General features: G+C 64.7%; 19 protein-coding genes, 1 tRNA gene and 1 other RNA gene. 16 read left to right on the plus strand and 5 right to left on the minus strand.

Annotation, left to right across the window (positions count from 1 at the left end):
* Positions 1-43: 43 nt before the first annotated feature.
* The gene (locus tag K0S66_RS05485; protein WP_301074164.1) at positions 44-622 is read right to left on the minus strand and encodes a LemA family protein; all 579 of its coding nucleotides are present in this window, start codon (positions 620-622) and stop codon (positions 44-46) included.
* Positions 623-729: 107 nt separating this feature from the next.
* On the opposite strand from K0S66_RS05485, the gene mscL reads away from it, so the two are divergent.
* Entirely contained in the window at positions 730-1,182 is a 453-nt protein-coding gene (mscL, locus tag K0S66_RS05490) for a large conductance mechanosensitive channel protein MscL (RefSeq protein ID WP_301074166.1), read from the plus strand.
* A gap of 36 nt (positions 1,183-1,218) precedes the next feature.
* Here the strand turns inward: mscL and K0S66_RS05495 are convergent, their stop codons facing one another.
* A complete protein-coding gene (locus K0S66_RS05495; RefSeq protein WP_301074168.1) occupies positions 1,219-1,650 on the minus strand; it encodes an Rrf2 family transcriptional regulator in 432 nt (143 codons plus the stop codon).
* A 43-nt stretch (positions 1,651-1,693) separates the two neighbouring features.
* On the opposite strand from K0S66_RS05495, the gene ssrA reads away from it, so the two are divergent.
* From ssrA to K0S66_RS05535, 8 genes are all read left to right on the plus strand, one after another.
* Positions 1,694-2,082, plus strand: a transfer-messenger RNA (tmRNA) gene (gene ssrA / locus K0S66_RS05500).
* Between the two features lie 113 nt (positions 2,083-2,195).
* Positions 2,196-2,876 (plus strand): 2OG-Fe(II) oxygenase, encoded by a 681-nt coding sequence (locus K0S66_RS05505; protein ID WP_301074170.1) that lies wholly within the window; start codon positions 2,196-2,198, stop codon positions 2,874-2,876.
* 4 nt (positions 2,877-2,880) lie between these two features.
* Entirely contained in the window at positions 2,881-4,626 is a 1,746-nt protein-coding gene (recJ, locus tag K0S66_RS05510; protein WP_301074172.1) for a single-stranded-DNA-specific exonuclease RecJ, read from the plus strand.
* A 51-nt stretch (positions 4,627-4,677) separates the two neighbouring features.
* Positions 4,678-4,752 (plus strand) — tRNA-Glu (locus tag K0S66_RS05515).
* Positions 4,753-4,807: 55 nt separating this feature from the next.
* Positions 4,808-5,563, plus strand: coding sequence for an SDR family NAD(P)-dependent oxidoreductase (locus K0S66_RS05520; protein ID WP_301074174.1), 756 nt, complete (start codon positions 4,808-4,810; stop codon positions 5,561-5,563).
* 46 nt (positions 5,564-5,609) lie between these two features.
* Positions 5,610-6,377 (plus strand): 5-oxoprolinase subunit PxpA, encoded by a 768-nt coding sequence (locus tag K0S66_RS05525; RefSeq protein WP_301074177.1) that lies wholly within the window; start codon positions 5,610-5,612, stop codon positions 6,375-6,377.
* Positions 6,374-7,039, plus strand: a complete 666-nt coding sequence (locus K0S66_RS05530; protein ID WP_301074180.1) for a carboxyltransferase domain-containing protein — start codon at positions 6,374-6,376, stop codon at positions 7,037-7,039. The genes K0S66_RS05525 and K0S66_RS05530 overlap by 4 nt, the downstream gene beginning before the upstream one ends.
* Complete coding sequence (locus K0S66_RS05535; RefSeq protein WP_301074182.1) at positions 7,036-8,034, plus strand: hypothetical protein; 999 nt, start codon at positions 7,036-7,038, stop codon at positions 8,032-8,034. Before K0S66_RS05530 ends, K0S66_RS05535 begins: the two co-directional genes overlap by 4 nt.
* A gap of 39 nt (positions 8,035-8,073) precedes the next feature.
* Here K0S66_RS05535 and grpE read toward each other — a convergent pair whose 3' ends face one another.
* Both grpE and hrcA read right to left on the minus strand, forming a co-directional pair.
* On the minus strand, positions 8,074-8,619 hold the full coding sequence (gene grpE / locus K0S66_RS05540; RefSeq protein WP_301074184.1) for a nucleotide exchange factor GrpE: 546 nt from the start codon (positions 8,617-8,619) through the stop codon (positions 8,074-8,076).
* Between the two features lie 26 nt (positions 8,620-8,645).
* Positions 8,646-9,689: a heat-inducible transcriptional repressor HrcA gene (hrcA, locus tag K0S66_RS05545; RefSeq protein WP_301074185.1), complete on the minus strand. Its 1,044-nt coding sequence runs from the start codon at positions 9,687-9,689 to the stop codon at positions 8,646-8,648.
* A gap of 156 nt (positions 9,690-9,845) precedes the next feature.
* Between hrcA and rph the strand changes: the two genes are divergently transcribed.
* On the plus strand, positions 9,846-10,562 hold the full coding sequence (rph, locus tag K0S66_RS05550; RefSeq protein WP_301074291.1) for a ribonuclease PH: 717 nt from the start codon (positions 9,846-9,848) through the stop codon (positions 10,560-10,562).
* The gene (gene rdgB / locus K0S66_RS05555; protein ID WP_301074189.1) at positions 10,559-11,185 is read left to right on the plus strand and encodes an RdgB/HAM1 family non-canonical purine NTP pyrophosphatase; all 627 of its coding nucleotides are present in this window, start codon (positions 10,559-10,561) and stop codon (positions 11,183-11,185) included. The genes rph and rdgB overlap by 4 nt, the downstream gene beginning before the upstream one ends.
* Positions 11,186-11,202: 17 nt before the next feature.
* Here the strand turns inward: rdgB and K0S66_RS05560 are convergent, their stop codons facing one another.
* On the minus strand, positions 11,203-11,766 hold the full coding sequence (locus K0S66_RS05560; protein ID WP_301074191.1) for a CAP domain-containing protein: 564 nt from the start codon (positions 11,764-11,766) through the stop codon (positions 11,203-11,205).
* Positions 11,767-11,778: 12 nt separating this feature from the next.
* Here K0S66_RS05560 and hemW point away from each other — a divergent pair, with 12 nt between their 5' ends.
* The 5 genes from hemW (at position 11,779) to K0S66_RS05585 (ending at position 17,015) form a co-directional block, all read left to right on the plus strand.
* Positions 11,779-12,933, plus strand: coding sequence for a radical SAM family heme chaperone HemW (gene hemW / locus K0S66_RS05565; RefSeq protein WP_301074192.1), 1,155 nt, complete (start codon positions 11,779-11,781; stop codon positions 12,931-12,933).
* A gap of 78 nt (positions 12,934-13,011) precedes the next feature.
* Complete coding sequence (locus tag K0S66_RS05570; protein WP_301074193.1) at positions 13,012-14,544, plus strand: CoA-acylating methylmalonate-semialdehyde dehydrogenase; 1,533 nt, start codon at positions 13,012-13,014, stop codon at positions 14,542-14,544.
* A gap of 21 nt (positions 14,545-14,565) precedes the next feature.
* A complete protein-coding gene (locus K0S66_RS05575; RefSeq protein ID WP_301074195.1) occupies positions 14,566-15,018 on the plus strand; it encodes a hypothetical protein in 453 nt (150 codons plus the stop codon).
* Positions 15,015-15,860 (plus strand): formyltetrahydrofolate deformylase, encoded by an 846-nt coding sequence (gene purU, locus K0S66_RS05580; protein WP_301074196.1) that lies wholly within the window; start codon positions 15,015-15,017, stop codon positions 15,858-15,860. Before K0S66_RS05575 ends, purU begins: the two co-directional genes overlap by 4 nt.
* Positions 15,861-15,869: 9 nt before the next feature.
* Entirely contained in the window at positions 15,870-17,015 is a 1,146-nt protein-coding gene (locus tag K0S66_RS05585) for an acyl-CoA dehydrogenase family protein (protein ID WP_301074197.1), read from the plus strand.
* The last annotated feature ends 61 nt before the right edge of the window (positions 17,016-17,076 follow it).

Genomic DNA, 17,076 nt, shown 5'->3' on the forward strand with positions numbered 1-17,076 from the left:
GCCGGAAAACCAACGATCTGTCACGGGCATGGTCATTCGGGCATCAGGCTCCGAAATCTACCTTGGGCGCGGTCTCGGCGCCGGGCGTCGTCGCCGCGAAGGGTACCATCGGCTTCGCACCGTAGAAGACCTTCGCGCCGATCGCGTCGGGGAAGGTGCGGATCTTCGTGTTATATTCCTGCACCGCAGTGTTGTAGTCGTTGCGGGCGATCGTGATGCGGTTCTCCGTCCCCTCGAGCTGGCTCATCAGGGTCGTGTAATTGCCCTGGCTCTTCAGCTCCGGATACGCTTCCTGCAGCCGCTGCAGCGACAGCGTCAGGCCGGCCTGGGCGCGCTGATACGCCTGCATCTTCGTCGGATCGCTGAGGTCTTCGGGCGAAACCTGGATCTGATTGGCCGAGGCGCGCGCCTGCGTCACTTCGGTCAGGATATCCTTTTCCTGCGCGCCGGCTGCCTTCACCGTCGACACGAGGTTAGGGATCAGATCGGCGCGGCGCTGGTACTGGTTCTGCACATCAGCCCAGCGAGCCTTGGCATTCTCCTCCGCGGTGGGCACGCTGTTGATGCCGCAGCCGGCGAGGCTCGCGGAAAGCGCGACAAGAAGCAGGGGACGGAACGTCATGGGCGTGGGTCTCCAAGAAAACACTGTATGATCAATATAGGACGGTGAGAGCGCTTGGCGATAGGGCAATGCCCCGATATCGTCACGGAAACGACGAAGGGATGGCCATGCTCAAGGAATTCAGAGCCTTCATCGCGCGCGGCAACGTGCTGGATCTGGCGGTGGCGGTGATCATCGGCGCGGCGTTCGGGAAGATCGTCACCTCGCTGACCGAAGACGTGCTGATGCCGATCATCGGCAGGATCTTCGGCGGTCTCGATTTCTCCAGCTACTTCATACCGCTGGGCAAGGTCCCAGCGAACCTCGCCGGTTCCACCGACTACGTCGCGCTGAAGCAGGCCGGCGTTCCGCTGATCGGCTATGGCGCCTTCATCACCCAGGCGGTCAATTTCCTGATCATCGCCTTCATCATCTTCATGCTGCTGCGGACGGTAAATCGCGCAATGGGCGTGTTCGAGAAGGAGAAGGCACAGGCAGCCGAAGCGCCCAAGGCGGAGGCGGCAGAGATCGCGCTGCTGCGCGAAATCCGTGACGAGTTAAAGGCGCGGCCGCTCGCCTGACGCGCAACGGCCAGTAGAGGAGGAGCGTACCGCCGGTCAGGCGGCCGCCACTTCCTCCGCAGTCGCATCGGCAAGACTGGTGCCGTCGAGGATCCGAGCGGTTTCGTCGCGTACGCGCGCCATCGCATGCCGGATCGCACAATCCGCCTCGCTCTTGCAGTCCTTGCACGGGCGATAAGCGGTGCGGCTGACGCAGGGCACGAGCGCAAGCGGCCCTTCGATCACGCGGATGATTTCACCCAGCGAGATAAGGTGTGCCGGCCGCGCGAGCATATAGCCGCCCATCTTGCCGCGATGGCTGTGGAGCAGGCCGGCGTCGCGCAGATCGGCGAGGATCAGTTCCAGGAATTTGCGCGGCACATTGGCTTCCACCGCAATGCGATTCATCGGCACCGGAGGCCCGCCAGCCGGTGTCGTCGCCAGGAAAATCATCGAACGGAGGCCGTAACGGGAACGCTGGGTAAGCATGATACCCTGTTATATGCACCCGCATTATGGCGACCGAAAGGCGCCTCTTCCAACTTTCTGCCGAGTCACCTATATAGGCCGGGCTCGCGGGGCTTGCCCCACGGCTATGGCGATAAACGCCGGTGAAAAATAGGCACAGCGGACCCGGGGGCAGTACCCGGCGGCTCCACCATCGCAGTTGCTTTCAGCAACCGCGTTGACGGGGCCGAACCAGGATCGACGTGTGTTGAAAAGCGCTGGCTTTTGCTCGGAATGGGACCACCGTGACGGCCCATACACAAGTGCCAACGATAACGAAGCACTCGCGATTGCGGCGTAACCTGACGGCTTAACGGCCTAAGGTTATACCAAAATAGCGCGGTTGGACCGCACCGGGCAACAGAAGCGGATTCCAGCGGCACGGGGAGCGCCGGGCAACAGAAGCTCCCCACCCGGCCTTTGATCTTCTGAGAGCGCGCCTGTTTCGGCATCCTGCCGATGATGGCGCCTGCCGCTCCACGCTGCCTTGACCTTGCCATTGCCACGATCGCGCGCAAATAGGCGACATGGCGAGCACCAGCGTACCCGGCCATCCGTCCGCCCACCGCGCCGCTATCGGTGCTGCGGTGGCCGCGCGATTGGAGGCTGATCCCCGTTCCATTCGTCTGCCGAGCGACCAGGCGGCGGCGTGGAAGATCCCGAATTATCTGGACGTGGCGACGTGCAAGCGCCTTGTTGCGATGATCGATACCAATCGGCGACCGTCGACGCTGTTGTCCGACAATGGCAACAGTTCGTTCCGGACCTCCGAAAGTTGCGACATGAACCGCCGTTCGCCGGAGATCGAGCCGATCGACGTCGGGCTGGCTGAGTTGCTCGGCATCGAGCCTGCCTGGGGCGAAACCATGCAAGGACAGCGCTACGCACCCGGGCAGTATTTCAAGGCGCATCACGACTATTTCCATGAGGGCGAGAGCTATTGGCCGTCGATGAAGGCCTCCGGTGGCCAGCGCGTCTGGACGGCGATGATCTTTCTCAACGATGTGGAGGAAGGGGGCGCGACGTGGTTCCCGCAGGCTGGCGTGCGCGTGAAGCCCAAGCGGGGAACATTGCTGGCCTGGAACAACATGAAGCCAGACGGCAGCCCCAATACGGCAACGCTGCACGAAGGCACTTCCGTATCCGAAGGGGTCAAGTACATCATCACGAAGTGGTTTCGCGAAGCGCCGTGGACACCCGCGGTTTGACCCGATGAGGCATGTATTGGACGTCGAGCGGTCGATCCTTGGCCAGCCCTGGCGCTGGCGGGCCACCGCGGCCGAGGATCTTGCCCCGACCGATCTGGTGACTCAGTTGCTGCTGGCCCGCGGGTGCCCACCGGAAGCACTGGATGATCATCGCGCGCCGTCGATCCGCGCGTTCATGCCCGATCCGTCGATCTTCCGCGACATGGATACCGCTGCCGAGCGCGTTGCGGATGCCATCGAGCGATCGGAGAAGATCGCGGTCTTCGGTGATTATGACGTGGACGGCGCCACGTCGTCCGCGCTGTTGGTTTTGTTGCTGCGGCAACTGGGTGTCGAGGCACGCGTCTACATCCCCGACCGGATGACTGAGGGCTATGGCCCGACGGTTGCCGCGATGACACGGCTTGCACAGGAAGGCGCTTCGCTGATCGTCACCGTCGATTGCGGGGCGCAGGCGTTCGACGCGCTGGCGGCTGCTCACGAGGCGCCAGTCGACGTCATTGTTGTCGATCACCATCAATGTTCGAGTGAGCTGCCGCTGGCGCATGCCGTGGTGAACCCCAACCGGCTCGACGAGGGGGAGGGCGCCGCCCACGGGCATCTGGCAGCCGTGGGTGTTGCCTTCCTGCTTGGCGCAGCGCTCCTCCGGGTTCTGCGCGGGCGGGGATTTTTCCGCGGACGTGAGGAGCCGCGTCTGCTCGACCTGCTGGATCTCGTCGCTCTCGGGACGGTGGCGGACGTTGCGCAGCTCCGCGGCTTGAACCGAGCCTTCGTCGCGCAGGGCCTGAAGGTTATGGCGGGGCGCCGCAATATCGGCCTTGCCGCGTTGATCGAAGCGTCCCGTTTGACGCGCGCGCCCACGGCGACGGATCTCGGCTTCGCGCTCGGGCCGAGGATCAATGCCGGCGGCCGCGTTGGACAGGCCGATCTGGGCGTCCGCTTGCTGACCACCACCGACCCCGCCGAAGCCCGTGCGATCGCTGCCGAGCTCGATCGCCTGAACGAAGAACGCCGCGCAATTGAGGCGGCTGTTCAGGCAGAGGCGGAGACGATGAGCGCGGCGGGGCGTAGCATGACTGTCGTCGCTGGCCGCGGCTGGCACCCGGGCGTGATCGGGATCGTGGCCGGTCGGCTGAAGGAGAAGCTGGCTCAGCCGGCAATCGTCATCGCGATCGATGAACATGGGGTGGGCAAGGGGTCCGGACGATCAATCACCGGTGTTGACCTCGGCCAGGCCATTCATGCGGCCAAGGAAGCCGGCCTGATCGTTGCCGGTGGCGGCCACGCCATGGCGGCGGGGCTGACGATCGCCGCAGACAAGATACAGGCGTTCGCCGACTTCCTCGAAGAGTTGCTGCGCGACCGTATAGCGGCTGCTGTTGCGGACCGCGCGCTGCTGATCGATTCCGTTCATGCACCCGGTGGTGTGACGCCGGACCTGGTCAACGCGCTCGAGGTCGGCGGCCCCTACGGTGCCGGCTGGCCAAGTCCGCGGGTCGCCATCGGCCGTGTTCGTGCGGTCCGCGTTGACGTCGTCGGTAACGGTCACGTTCGAGCGATCGTCGCGGGGGATGATGGGCGCAGCCTAAAGGCGATGGCCTTTCGCGCGGCCGATACGCCGCTGGGCGCGGCGCTTCTTGGCGCGGCATCACACCGGCGGCTATGGCTCGCTGGCCGCGCCAAGGTGGATGACTGGGCTCAGCGACCGGCAGCCGAATTGCATATTGATGATGCGGCATGGGCAGATTGATGAAAGCGGGCGTTGACAGCCGGCTTTTGCCCATCTAGCAGCCCCCTCGCTGGCCCCTTCGTCTAGTGGTTAGGACGCGGCCCTTTCACGGCTGAAACACGGGTTCGAGTCCCGTAGGGGTCACCAGCTATAAAGCCCGCTTCGCCGGACTGGCGCCATGATGGGCGTCAGGAGAGGCGATATGAGTTTCGATCTCACGGGGCGCACGGCGCTGATAACAGGCGCGTCTTCGGGTCTGGGCGCCCATTTCGCTGAAATCTTCGTTGCTGCCGGGGCACGCGTCGTCATTTGCGCGCGCCGCGTTGACCGCGTGCGCGAGCTGGCTGATCGACTGGGTGACCGCGCACTCCCGGTGGCGATCGATGTCGTCGACGAGCAATCCATCGCGTCGGCCTATGATGCGGCAGGGGCCCATTTCGGACCGATCGACACGGTCGTCGCCAACGCTGGCGTCGCCAACGGCGGCAGGGCGATCGACATCGATGCGGACAAGCTGCGCCAGACGATCGACACCAACTTCACCGGCGTTCTTCTGACGGCGCGCGAAGGTGCGCGGCGGATGATCGCTGCGGGGTCGCGCGAGAGCGGACGCGGGCGCATCGTCCTGATCGGGTCAATCACCGCGCATGTCACAGGGCATGGCGATAGTGCCTATGCGGCTTCCAAGGCGGCGGTTGCGCATCTGGGGCGCAATCTGGCGCGTGAATGGGTGCGGCTTGGCATCAATGTGAACGTGCTTCAGCCCGGCTATATCCAGACCGAGATCGCGGGCGACTGGTTCGACACGGAAGGCGGCGCAAAGCAGGTGGCTAGCTGGCATCGTCGTCGCTTCATGCCGATCGACGTGCTCGATCCCCAGCTTCTCTATTTCGCCTCGGACGCCAGCGCGATGGTGACGGGATCGGTGATCGACATCGATGATGGTCAGTCGCTCTGACGCGATCAGCTTCGACATTCAGCGTCCTCGCCCTTAATTAGGGGTTGTGCAGACAATCGATCTCAACGCCGATCTGGGTGAAGGCTTCGGCCCTTGGTCCATGGGCGACGATGAGGCCATGCTGTCGCTGGTCACCAGTGCCAATGTCGCCTGTGGGGGCCACGCGAGTGATCCCGAAACGATGTTTCGCACGCTGGAGATGGCTCGTGGCCGCGATGTCGTGGTCGGCGCTCATCCCAGCTATCCCGACATGGCCGGTTTCGGCCGTCGGCGACTGACTGCGACAGCCGATGAGATCAGTCGTTTTGTCGCGGCGCAGGTGGGGTCTCTGATCGCCGTTGCGGCGCTGGCGCGGCACCGCGTCCGCTATGTCAAACCGCATGGGGCGCTGGCCAACGTCGCGGCCCTGGAGCGGGACGTGGCGGTCGCCATCGCGCAGTCCATTCAGGCCGTGGACGAGCGCCTCGGTATCCTGGCCATCGCAGGCACGGCATTGGAGCGAGCGGCGCGCGAGCTTGGCCTTACCGTGTTCCGCGAAGTGTATGCCGACCGTGGCTACACGGCCGACGGGTTGCTCGTGCCGCGCGACCAGCCCGGCGCGATCATCCACGATCCAATGGAGGCAAGTGACCGGCTCCTGCGATTTCTGGATAGCGGGATGATGACCACGGTGGATGGCGGTCAGGTCGCGCTGCAGGCGGATTCGATCTGCGTTCACGGTGACAACCCGTCGGCCGTGCAGATGGCGCAGCAGATCCGGCGCGCCTTGGGTGCTCATGGCGTGACAATACAGCCGTTCCTGCGCGGCGCATGAGCTCGCCGGTGCTCCGACCGGCCGGCGCGGCGGCGGTGATGGCGGACTTCGGCGATGTTTTCGACGATGATGTTTATGCGCAAGTGGTGGCGCTGGATCAGGCCATCCAGGCTGCCCCTCCTGCGGGGCTGTGCGAAACTGTTCCGGCATACACCAGCCTGTTGATAGTGTTCAATCCGATCCTCACCGATCATGAAACGGTGAGCCGGCACGTGCTGCGCCTGCCGGCGACGCCCAAGCGGCGTGCGGCGGGATCGAAGCTGCATGAGGTGCCGGTCTGTTATGACGGCGATGCGGCTCCCGACCTGGCGGCTGCGGCCCTGCAGCTGAAGATCGCGCCGGACACCTTGGTGAAGGCGCATCTGGAGGCTGAGTATCGGGTCTACATGTACGGTTTTGCGCCGGGTTATGCCTATCTCGGCGGCGTGCCGGAGAGGGTTCATCTTCCCCGCAAGGCGGCGGCGGTGCGCGGCTATCCGGTCGGCAGCGTGATGGTGGCGGGCGCCCAATGCCTGATAACGACGCTGCCGATGCCGACCGGTTGGTGGGTGATCGGACGTACACCGTTGCGCGTGCTCGACCCGACAGCTGACCGCCCGTTCCTGTTCGATCCCGGAGATCGGGTGCGTTTTACACGCGTCGGCGCGGAGGCGCTGGCGTGAGCCGGACCTTGCTGCGGATTGTCGATGCCGGGCCGATGATAACGGTCCAGGACGCCGGGCGGCCGGGCTGGCGCCGGTTCGGGGTCCCGCCGTCGGGGCCGGTGGACCGGCGGGCGTTTGCCGCGGCGGTCGGGGCGTGCGGAGGCTCGGCCAGCGCGATCGAGCTTGCGCCGGGCGGTATGACCTTCATTTGCCAGGAGAATCCTGTTGCGATGGCAGTCACCGGCGCAGCGCGCGCCGTGGTGAACGGGGTGGATGTCGCGGGCTGGACGATCGTCACTGTGCCGGCCGGCGCTACCTGTTCGTTGCGTATCGATGAGGGGTGCTGGGGCTATGTCAGCTTTGCCGGCCAGCTGGTGGCGCCATCATGGCTGGGAAGTCGGTCGACCCATCTGATTGCCGGGCTGGGCGGAGGGAAGGTGAGCGCGGGCGACACGGTGGAGATTGCGGATCCGCGCGAAAACCTGGCCTCCGTCACGCTGCCGCCGGCACCGGATCGGCCGCCCGCCGGCCTGTTTCGTGCGGTGATCGGCCCCCAGCAGGCGTATTTTGGCCAGAACGCCGTTCCGCTTCTGACATCGGCCAGTTTCGTGGCGACGAGCCGCTTCGACCGGATGGGCCGGGGCATCGATGGACCGCCGCTGCGGCCGCTGCGGATCGACATGCCGAGCGGGCCAGCGGTGCGCGGCGCGTTGCAGGTGGATGGGGAGGGGCGGATCAGCCTGCTGACCGCCGACCATCAGACCACCGGGGGATATCCGCGCATCGCGGTGGTGATCGAACCCGACATTGATGCGTTGGCGCAATTGCCGTCCGGCGCGCAGGTCCGTTTCCAGATGATCAGTGCCGCAGAGGCGATCGCGGAAACACGGGCTGCGGCGGAGCGGGAACGGATCTGGCTGGCGAAGATCGCTGCCGGGGTCAGAGAACGTCAGCCGCTGATGATGGCCAACCTGGCCGATGGCACGGCGGTGGGACCTGGCACCGGCCGCTAGCGGCCCGCCCGATCGGGGCAGGCCGCGCGGTTGGAGAGTTCAGGCCGGCTTCTTGGCGACGCCGACCAGCGAGGGGCGAAGCAGGCGATCGCGGATCATCCAGCCGGACTGCATTTCCTGCACGATCGTGCCCGGTTCGGCGTCCGACGGAACTTCCATCATCGCCTGATGGCGATTGGGATCGAGCGGCTGGCCCATCGCGTCGATGCGGCTGAGACCGTTGCGCTGGAACACGTTCACCAGCTCACGCCCGGTCGCCTCCAGTCCGGCAATCAGTCCCTTCACCCGATCATCCTCACGCAGGTCGGCAGGAATTGCTGCCAGCGCGCGCTCGAGGTTGTCGTTGACGCTCAGGACATCGCGGGCAAAGTTCGTCGCGGCATAGGCGCGGGCGTCGGCCACGTCCTTTTCCGCCCGGCGGCGCACGTTCTGAATTTCGGCCTGTGCATACAGCGTCTGCTGCTTCGCCTCCGCCAGTTGGTTCTCCAACTCCGCCGTGCGGTCATGCTCGGCGACTTCCGGCGCCTGCGCAGCGGTCTCGTCGCGCAGATCGTCGGCCGGCGGGGTGCTTTGCGTGTCGGTCATCATTTCCCTGTCATCATTCTGGCTGCTCAACCCATCAGGCGAGCGAGCGTTGCTGCCGTGAAATCCACCATGGGCACGACGCGGGCGTAGTTCAACCGCGTGGGCCCGATCACGCCCACCACGCCGACCACCCGTCCGTCGCTGCCGCGGAACGGCTTTGCGATCACCGAGGAGCCGGAAAGGGCGAAAAGCTTGTTCTCGGCGCCGATAAAGATGCGCGTCGCATCGCCGGCGCGCGCGGAATCGAGCAGGGCCGCGATTTCCTGCTTCCCGTCGAGATCATCCAGCAGATCGCGCACCCGATCGAGATCCGCCGCCGCCGCATCGTCGAGCAATCGGCCCTGGCCACGCACGATCAGCACTGGTCGGCGCCCGCCATCTTCGCTCCAGACGGCGATCCCGCGTTCGATCAGCGTACGGGCCGCGCTATCAAGTGCGGCGCGATCGCGCGCCAGTTCCTGCTCGATCCGCCCGCGCGCTGCCGCCAGCGTCAGGCCGGACAGCGTCGCCGACATGTAATTGCCCGCCTCGATCAGGGCCGAGGCGCCCACGCCCGGCGGGAGTTCCAGCACGCGGTTTTCCACCGCGCCGTCTTCGCTGACGAGGACGGCCAGCGCCTGACCATGCGAGAGCGGGACGAAGCCGATCGAGCGCAGCACCTGCTCACGCTTGGGCACCATTACCAGCCCGGCGCACGCCGACAGGCCGGAGAGGGCGGCGGTAGTAGCGGCCAATGCCTCTTCCACCGGGCCGCCCAGCCCGGCGCGCGCCTCGATCGTCGCGCGTTCCTCCGCTGACGGTTCCAGCGACTGCATCATGCCATCGACAAAGAGACGCAGGCCAAGGTCGGTCGGCATTCGGCCGGCGGAGGTATGCGGCGAGGCGAGCAGCCCTGCCTCCTCAAGTTGGGCGAGGACGCTGCGAATGGAGGCCGGCGACAGGTTGAGGCCAGCCTGGGCCAGCGTTTTGGAGCCGACCGGCTGCCCGTTATGCAGGTAGCCGTCCACGACGCGACGAAAGATGTCGCGCGCGCGGTCCGACAGTTCGGTGATGGGGGGGGATGCACTCACATCGTAAATCTAGGACGGACAGGCTGGCGCGACAATTGCCAAGCGGCTACCGCGATTGCACATCAACATCCCGATGACGTTTGCCGACGGTCGCCTTCCTCCTGGAAAACAGCGCCCATGCAGACGCCATCCGATGATCTGCGGAGTACAATGATCATGCGTCCCAGCGGCCGTGCGCCCGACCAGATGCGCGCCATCACCGTCGAGCCGAATTTTACCCGTCATGCCGAAGGATCGGTGCTGATCGGCTTTGGTGATACCAAGGTGCTTGTGACAGCCAGCGTCGAGGAGCGGGTTCCCCCGTTCCTTCGCGGCAAGGGCCAGGGCTGGGTCACGGCCGAATACGGCATGTTGCCTCGCGCCACACACACCCGCGGCAGCCGTGAGGCGGCCAAGGGCAAGCAATCCGGTCGAACCCAGGAGATCCAGCGGCTGATCGGCCGCTCCCTGCGCGCCGTCACGGACATGCAGGCGCTGGGCGAACGGCAGATCGTGCTGGATTGCGACGTGATCCAGGCGGATGGCGGCACGCGCACGGCGGCGATTTCGGGCGCATGGGTCGCGCTTCGCATGGCGGTGAACAGCCTGATGGCGGCTGGCAAGATCGAGAAGGATCCGATTTCGCAGAAGGTCGCGGCGGTCAGCTGCGGCATCTTCCAGGGCCAGCCGGTGCTCGACCTCGACTATGACGAGGATTCGAACGCTGACGCCGATGCGAACTTCGTTCTGCTGCAGAACGGGCATATCGCAGAAGTGCAGGCCACGGCGGAACATGCGACCTATGACGAGGAGGCGCTGCTGCGTCTGCTCCGCCTGGCGCGGATCGGCTGCAATGAAATCTTCGCAGCGCAAGATCGGGCGATCGGCGCGTGAGCGGCGAGGGGAACGAGCCGCAGGCGATCCGCAAGCTGCAACCCGGCAAGCTGGTTATTGCCAGCCACAATCCCGGCAAGGTGCGCGAAATCGCGGCCTTGCTGGAAGGCCATGGGCTGGAGGTGGTATCCGCCGGTGATCTCGATCTCCCCGAGCCGGAAGAAACCGGCACGACATTCGTCATGAATGCCGAGCTGAAGGCGCAGGCGGCAGCCGATCTGTCCGGGCTGCCGGCTCTGGCTGACGACAGCGGCATCTGTGTCGCTGCCTTGAACGGCGAACCGGGCATCTTTTCGGCGCGCTGGGCCGGGGAAACGAAGGACTTCGGCGAAGCGATGCGCCGGGTGCATTCCCGGGTCGAAGCGATCGAAGATGCACCGCGCGATGCGCATTTCGTCTGCGCCCTCGCGCTCGCCTGGCCCGACGGCCATGTTGAATGGTTCGAGGGGCGCGTCGACGGCACGCTCGTCTGGCCGCCGCGCGGGACCAAGGGCTTCGGCTATGATCCGATGTTCCTGCCCAACGGCCGTGATCTGACCTTTGGCGAGATGGACGAAGACGACAAGCACGCCATCAGCCATCGTGCAGACGCGTTCCGCCAGATGGTCGCCGCGATCTTCTGAAACGTGGCCGGCGCGCCTTACAAGGTGCGCTGGCCCACCACATTGCCCGGCGGGCTGTAACGGCAAACCAGATAATCGTCGCGCCGGTTTGAGGCTAGCGCACAGCCGACCCGTGTTGCGTTTCGCCAGATAATCTGGGTGTAGTGGGACACATCCTGCCACTTGCCGGTACGGCTGAACGAGGGGGTCACCCCGTTTACGAAATGGCGTTTTTCGGCGATCCAGTGCCCTGCCATTTCATCGAAGCGATAGGCGCCGCGCGTACCCGTCCACAAATTCTCGCCCTCGCGCTGTGGGCCGGATGGTTGCCTGGCGTGCGCGAAGCGGCCGGTGCGCGCCAGTTCGCGCGCATAGCGATCGGCCGTCTCCACCAGTGCCGAATCCCACTGCAAGGGCGGCACACCAGCCTCGGCGCGTGTTTGATTGTGCGCCGAGAGCATGACGTCCCTCAACAGCGACGTCCCGCGGGGAGCGGGCCTGTCGGATATCTTCTCTTCGACAACGCGTTCCGGGCCCTGTGCGCACCCTGAGAGAATAAGAACAAGCGCAGCGAGGTGGCGTCGGAGGAGCATCGCGGCCATATCGGCGGCACCATGCCCTTCGACAATGCCCTTGCGCTTTACATTCACTGGCCGTTCTGCGTCTCGAAATGTCCCTATTGCGATTTCAACAGCCACGTTCGTGCCTCGGTGGATCAGGACATGTGGCGAGAAGCGCTGCTCGCCGATCTTGCCCACGAGGCTGCTGTCCTGCCCGGGCGCAAGCTGCGGTCGATCTTTTTCGGGGGTGGCACGCCCTCGTTGATGCCACCGTCGACCGTAGCTGCGCTGCTCGACGCAGCCGAGCGGCACTGGGGCTTCGATCAGGGGATCGAGATCACGCTGGAAGCCAACCCTTCGTCAGTGGAAGCAGCCTGCTTCGCGGATCTGGCAACGGCGGGGATCAATCGCGTGTCGCTGGGGCTCCAGGCGCTGGATGAAACGGCGCTGCAATTTCTTGGGCGAGCGCATGATGTGGCAGAGGGGCTTGGCGCGCTGGACATTGCGCAGTCGGTCTTCCCACGCGTCAGCTTCGACTTGATCTATGCGCGGCCCGAGCAGACGCTGGCTGCGTGGGAGGAGGAGCTTCGTCGCGCGCTGTCCTTCGGTACGGAGCATCTGTCTTTGTATCAGCTCACGATTGAGCCGGGTACGCGCTTTGCCACCGAGGCTGCCGCGGGCAGGCTGACCATCCCCGATGGAGATGCGGCTGCTGATCTGTTTGAAATGACGCGCGCGATCACCGCAGCGGCGGGGCTGCCGGCTTACGAGATCAGCAATCATGCGCGGCCGGGCGCGGAGAGCCGCCACAATCTGGCATATTGGCGCTACGGGACCTATGCGGGCGTCGGTCCTGGCGCGCACGGTCGGCGGCAGGGCCTGGCCACGGTACGGCGCAAGAAGCCGGAAAACTGGCTTTCCGCCATCGCACGCAATGGCCATGGGATTGAGGCGGAAGAGCCGTTGTCACCTGCAACCCAGGCGTCGGAAGCGCTGCTGATGGGCTTGCGGCTTCGCGAGGGCGTTGACCTTCAGCGTATCGCATCGCTTGCCGGGCGTCCGATCCCCGACATCGTCGACATTGCCGCAATCGAACGTCATCCGCACCTCATCGCGCTACAGAACGATCGCCTCACCGTCAGTGAGGAGGGGATGCTGTTGCTGGATGCAATCCTGCCGGAAGTCGTGCGGGATCCGGTGCCCGCCTGACGGCTTCGAGTTGCAAGAGATGGGTTGGCGGTCCCGAGGCGGCGGCGCTAAAGGCCGGCCTGAACAACGGAGAGTATCATGCGCGTCATCGACCATCATATCTTCGGGCACCAGAGTGAGGCGGGCGGGCGTGTGTCCGAGGTGTTCGATCCCAACACCGGGCGCGTCCAGGCGCAGGTGACGCTGGGTACCCAGGCCGATCTGGACCGCGCGGTGGCGGCGGCAGAGGCGGCTCAGCCGGCTTGGGCGGCGACGAACCCGCAGCGCCGCGCGCGCGTGATGTTCGCGTTCAAAGCGCTGGTCGAAGCCAATATGGACGAGCTCGCGCATCTCCTGTCGTCTGAGCACGGCAAGGTCATCGCCGATTCCAAGGGCGACATTCAGCGCGGCCTTGAAGTGGTGGAGTTCGCGTGCGGCATTCCGCACGTGCTGAAGGGTGAATTCACCCAAGGCGCGGGGCCGGGCATCGATGTTTATTCGATGCGCCAGCCGATCGGCATCGGGGCCGGCATTACGCCGTTCAACTTCCCTGCGATGATCCCGCTGTGGATGGGCGCCGTTGCCACCGCGTGCGGCAATGCGTTCATCCTCAAGCCCTCCGAACGTGATCCTTCGGTGCCGGTCCGCTTGGCAGAGCTGATGCGTGACGCCGGGATGCCCGAGGGCATTTTCCAGGTCGTGAACGGCGACAAGGAAATGGTCGACGCGATCTTGGATCACCCGGCGATCGGCGCGGTCAGCTTCGTCGGATCGTCAGACATCGCGCATTATGTTTACCGTCGCGGCGTCGCAGCGGGGAAGCGCGTGCAGGCGATGGGCGGCGCGAAGAACCATGGCATCGTCATGCCCGATGCCGACCTCGACCAGGTGGTCGCCGACCTCGCCGGCGCGGCATTCGGTTCGGCAGGCGAGCGCTGCATGGCGCTGCCGGTCGTTGTGCCGATCGGCGACAAGACTGCCGATGCCCTTCGTGCAAAGCTGATCCCGGCAATCGAGGCGTTGCGCGTCGGCGTGTCGACCGACGCCGAGGCGCATTACGGCCCCGTCATCAACGAAGCGCATAAGCAGCGGGTTGAGCAGTGGATCCAGACCGGTGTCGACGAGGGCGCCGAGCTGGTCGTCGATGGTCGCGGGTTCAAGTTGCAGGGGCATGAGGACGGCTTCTTCGTCGGGCCGTCGCTGTTCGATCGCGTCACCCCGCAGATGAAGAGCTATCAGGAAGAGATTTTCGGACCGGTGCTGCAGATCGTTCGCGCACCAGACTTCGATACCGCGGTTCGGCTGCCCAGCGACCATCAATATGGCAATGGCGTCGCCATCTTCACCCGCAACGGCCATGCCGCCCGCGAATTTGCAGCGCGCGTTAACGTCGGCATGGTCGGCATCAACGTGCCGATCCCGGTGCCGGTCGCCTACCACACCTTCGGCGGGTGGAAGCGGTCTGCGTTCGGCGACACCAACCAGCACGGTATGGAAGGCGTGAAATTCTGGACCAAGGTCAAGACGATCACGCAGCGTTGGCCCGACGGATCGGCTGATCTGCCGCGCGGCAGCGAGGATGGTGGCCCCTCCCGTATTCAGGACGCGTTTGTCATTCCGACGATGGGCTGACCGATTTTGTCAAAGAGTCTCTTGTTCGTCGCGTTCGCCGCCCTGACGCTCGCCGCTTGTGGAACACCAAGCGGCGAGATGGGCAACAATGTGATGGAAGAAGTCGGGAACATCGTGGCGGCTGACAATACCGTCGCGATGCTCCCGGCAGAGCTCACGACAACGGCGGGTAACCGAATGCCCCAGCCATTTGTCGGCCGTTGGGGGCTGACGAGTGAAGATTGCACCGGGACGGCGGGAAATAACAAAGGGTTGATGGTGATCGCACCTGACCTGATCAGCTTTTACGAAGCGCGCGCCGCCGTGCGGGACTTGCAGGTGATTTCCCCTACCGAAGTTCGAGTGACACTGGCCTTAACCCGGGAGGGGCAGGATTGGACGCAGGAAACGCCGCTGAAATTTGAAGAGGGCGGGACGAAGCTGAGCCGCCTCGTCGATGGGCGGAAGCTGCAATATGGGCGGTGCGGCGCATGAGCGACGGCGGCCAGCCGAGCTGGATCCTGACGTTTTCTTGTGACGATCGGGGCGGGATCGTTGCCGCCGTCGCTGGATGCGTGGCGGAAGCCGACGGGTTCATCCTCGACAGCCAGCAATATGCTGATCTCGATTCCGGTCGATTTTTCATGCGCCTGGTGTTCCGGGGCCCTGACTGCCGCGAGGCCTTGGCCGACGTTGCCGAGCGTTTTGGCTTTGACTGGACGTTGGTGCCCGCGGATCATCGTCCAAAGGTGCTGATCGCCTGTTCCAACACGTCCCACTGCCTGAACGATCTGCTGCACCGCTGGTCGATCGGGGCACTGCCGATCGATCCGGTTGGCGTCGTGTCCAATCACCAGACGTTGCGTAGCCTTGCCGAGTGGCACGGGCTGCCGTTCCATCACTTGCCGGTATCGGCGGCGAACCGGGCTGAACAGGAACAGGACCTTTTCGACCTGTTTGAGCAGAGCGGTGCCGAGTTGCTCGTGCTCGCGCGTTACATGCAGGTGTTGTCCCCGGACCTGGTGGCGAAGGTGGCTGGACGGTGCGTCAACATCCACCACAGCTTTCTCCCAAGCTTCAAAGGGGCCAAGCCCTATCATCAGGCGCATGCGCGCGGGGTGAAGCTGATCGGGGCAACAGCTCATTTCGTCACCACCGACCTTGATGAAGGCCCGATCATCGAACAGGCGGCCGAGCGCGTGGACCACCGCGCCACGGTGGAGGAACTCATTGGGATCGGGCGCGATATCGAGGCGCAGGTGCTTGCGCGCGCTGTTCGCTGGATCGCGGAGCGCCGTGTCCTGCGCAATGGTGCACGCACCGTTGTCTTTCGCTAGAGCCGGAACATGACTGACCAATTTGATCTTACGGACGACCAGCGCGAGATCCAGGATCTCGCCCGCCGCTTCACCGCGGATCGCATCACTCCGTTCGCGGCGGAATGGGATGAGAAGCATATTTTTCCGCGCGACACGATCAAGGCGGCCGCGGAGCTGGGCTTTGCGGCTATTTATGTCAGCGAGGAAAGCGGCGGCATCAACCTTGGACGCCTCGAAGCGGCGTTGATCATGGAAGCCATGGCTTATGGCTGCCCCGCGACGAGCGCCTTTATCTCCATCCACAACATGGCGTCGTGGATGATCGACCGTTTCGCATCGGCCGACCTGAAGGGACGTTACCTGCCCGATCTGGTGACGATGGAGCGGATGGCGAGCTATTGCCTGACGGAGCCGGGCTCTGGCTCCGACGCAGCCGCCCTGAAGACGACGGCTCGGCTGGAAGGCGACCATTATGTCGTCAACGGCAGCAAGCAGTTCATTTCCGGCGCTGGTGAGAACGAAGTCTATGTGACCATGGTGCGCACGGGCGCCGATGGTCCAAAGGGCATTTCGTGCCTTGTTATCGACAAGGATATGCCGGGCGTCAGCTTCGGTGCGAACGAGCGCAAGCTGGGCTGGCATGCGCAGCCGACGCGCCAAGTGCTGTTCGACAACGTCAAGGTTCCGGTAGCCAACCGCGTCGGCGACGAGGGTGAAGGGTTCCGCTTCGCCATGATGGGGCTGGACGGCGGACGTCTGAACATCGGTGCGTGTTCGCTTGGCGGCGCGCAGCGCTGCCTGGACGAAACGATCGCCTACACCCGCGACCGTCAGCAGTTTGGGAAGCCGATTGCCGATTTCCAGAACACGCAGTTCACGCTGGCGGACATGGACACCGAACTTCAGGCCGCTCGCTACCTGCTCTATGTGGCCGCGGCGAAAGTGACCGCCAACGCGCCTGACAAGACGCGGTTTGCGGCAATGGCAAAACGGCTGGCCACGGACACCGGATCGTCCGTGGTAGACCGCGCACTGCAGCTGCATGGCGGCTACGGCTATCTCATGGATTATCCGATTGAGCGCTTCTGGCGCGATCTGCGGGTGCATTCGATCCTGGAGGGCACCAACCAGGTCATGCGGATGATCATTGGACGCGAGCTGACGCGGCAGTAAGCTGCGCGGCGAGGATCCATAATACGCATAGAACGGGAAGGGCGGCAGCGTCGCGTAAGGG

Source organism: Sphingomonas sp. (assembly GCF_029239295.1).
Taxonomy (GTDB): domain Bacteria; phylum Pseudomonadota; class Alphaproteobacteria; order Sphingomonadales; family Sphingomonadaceae; genus Sphingomonas.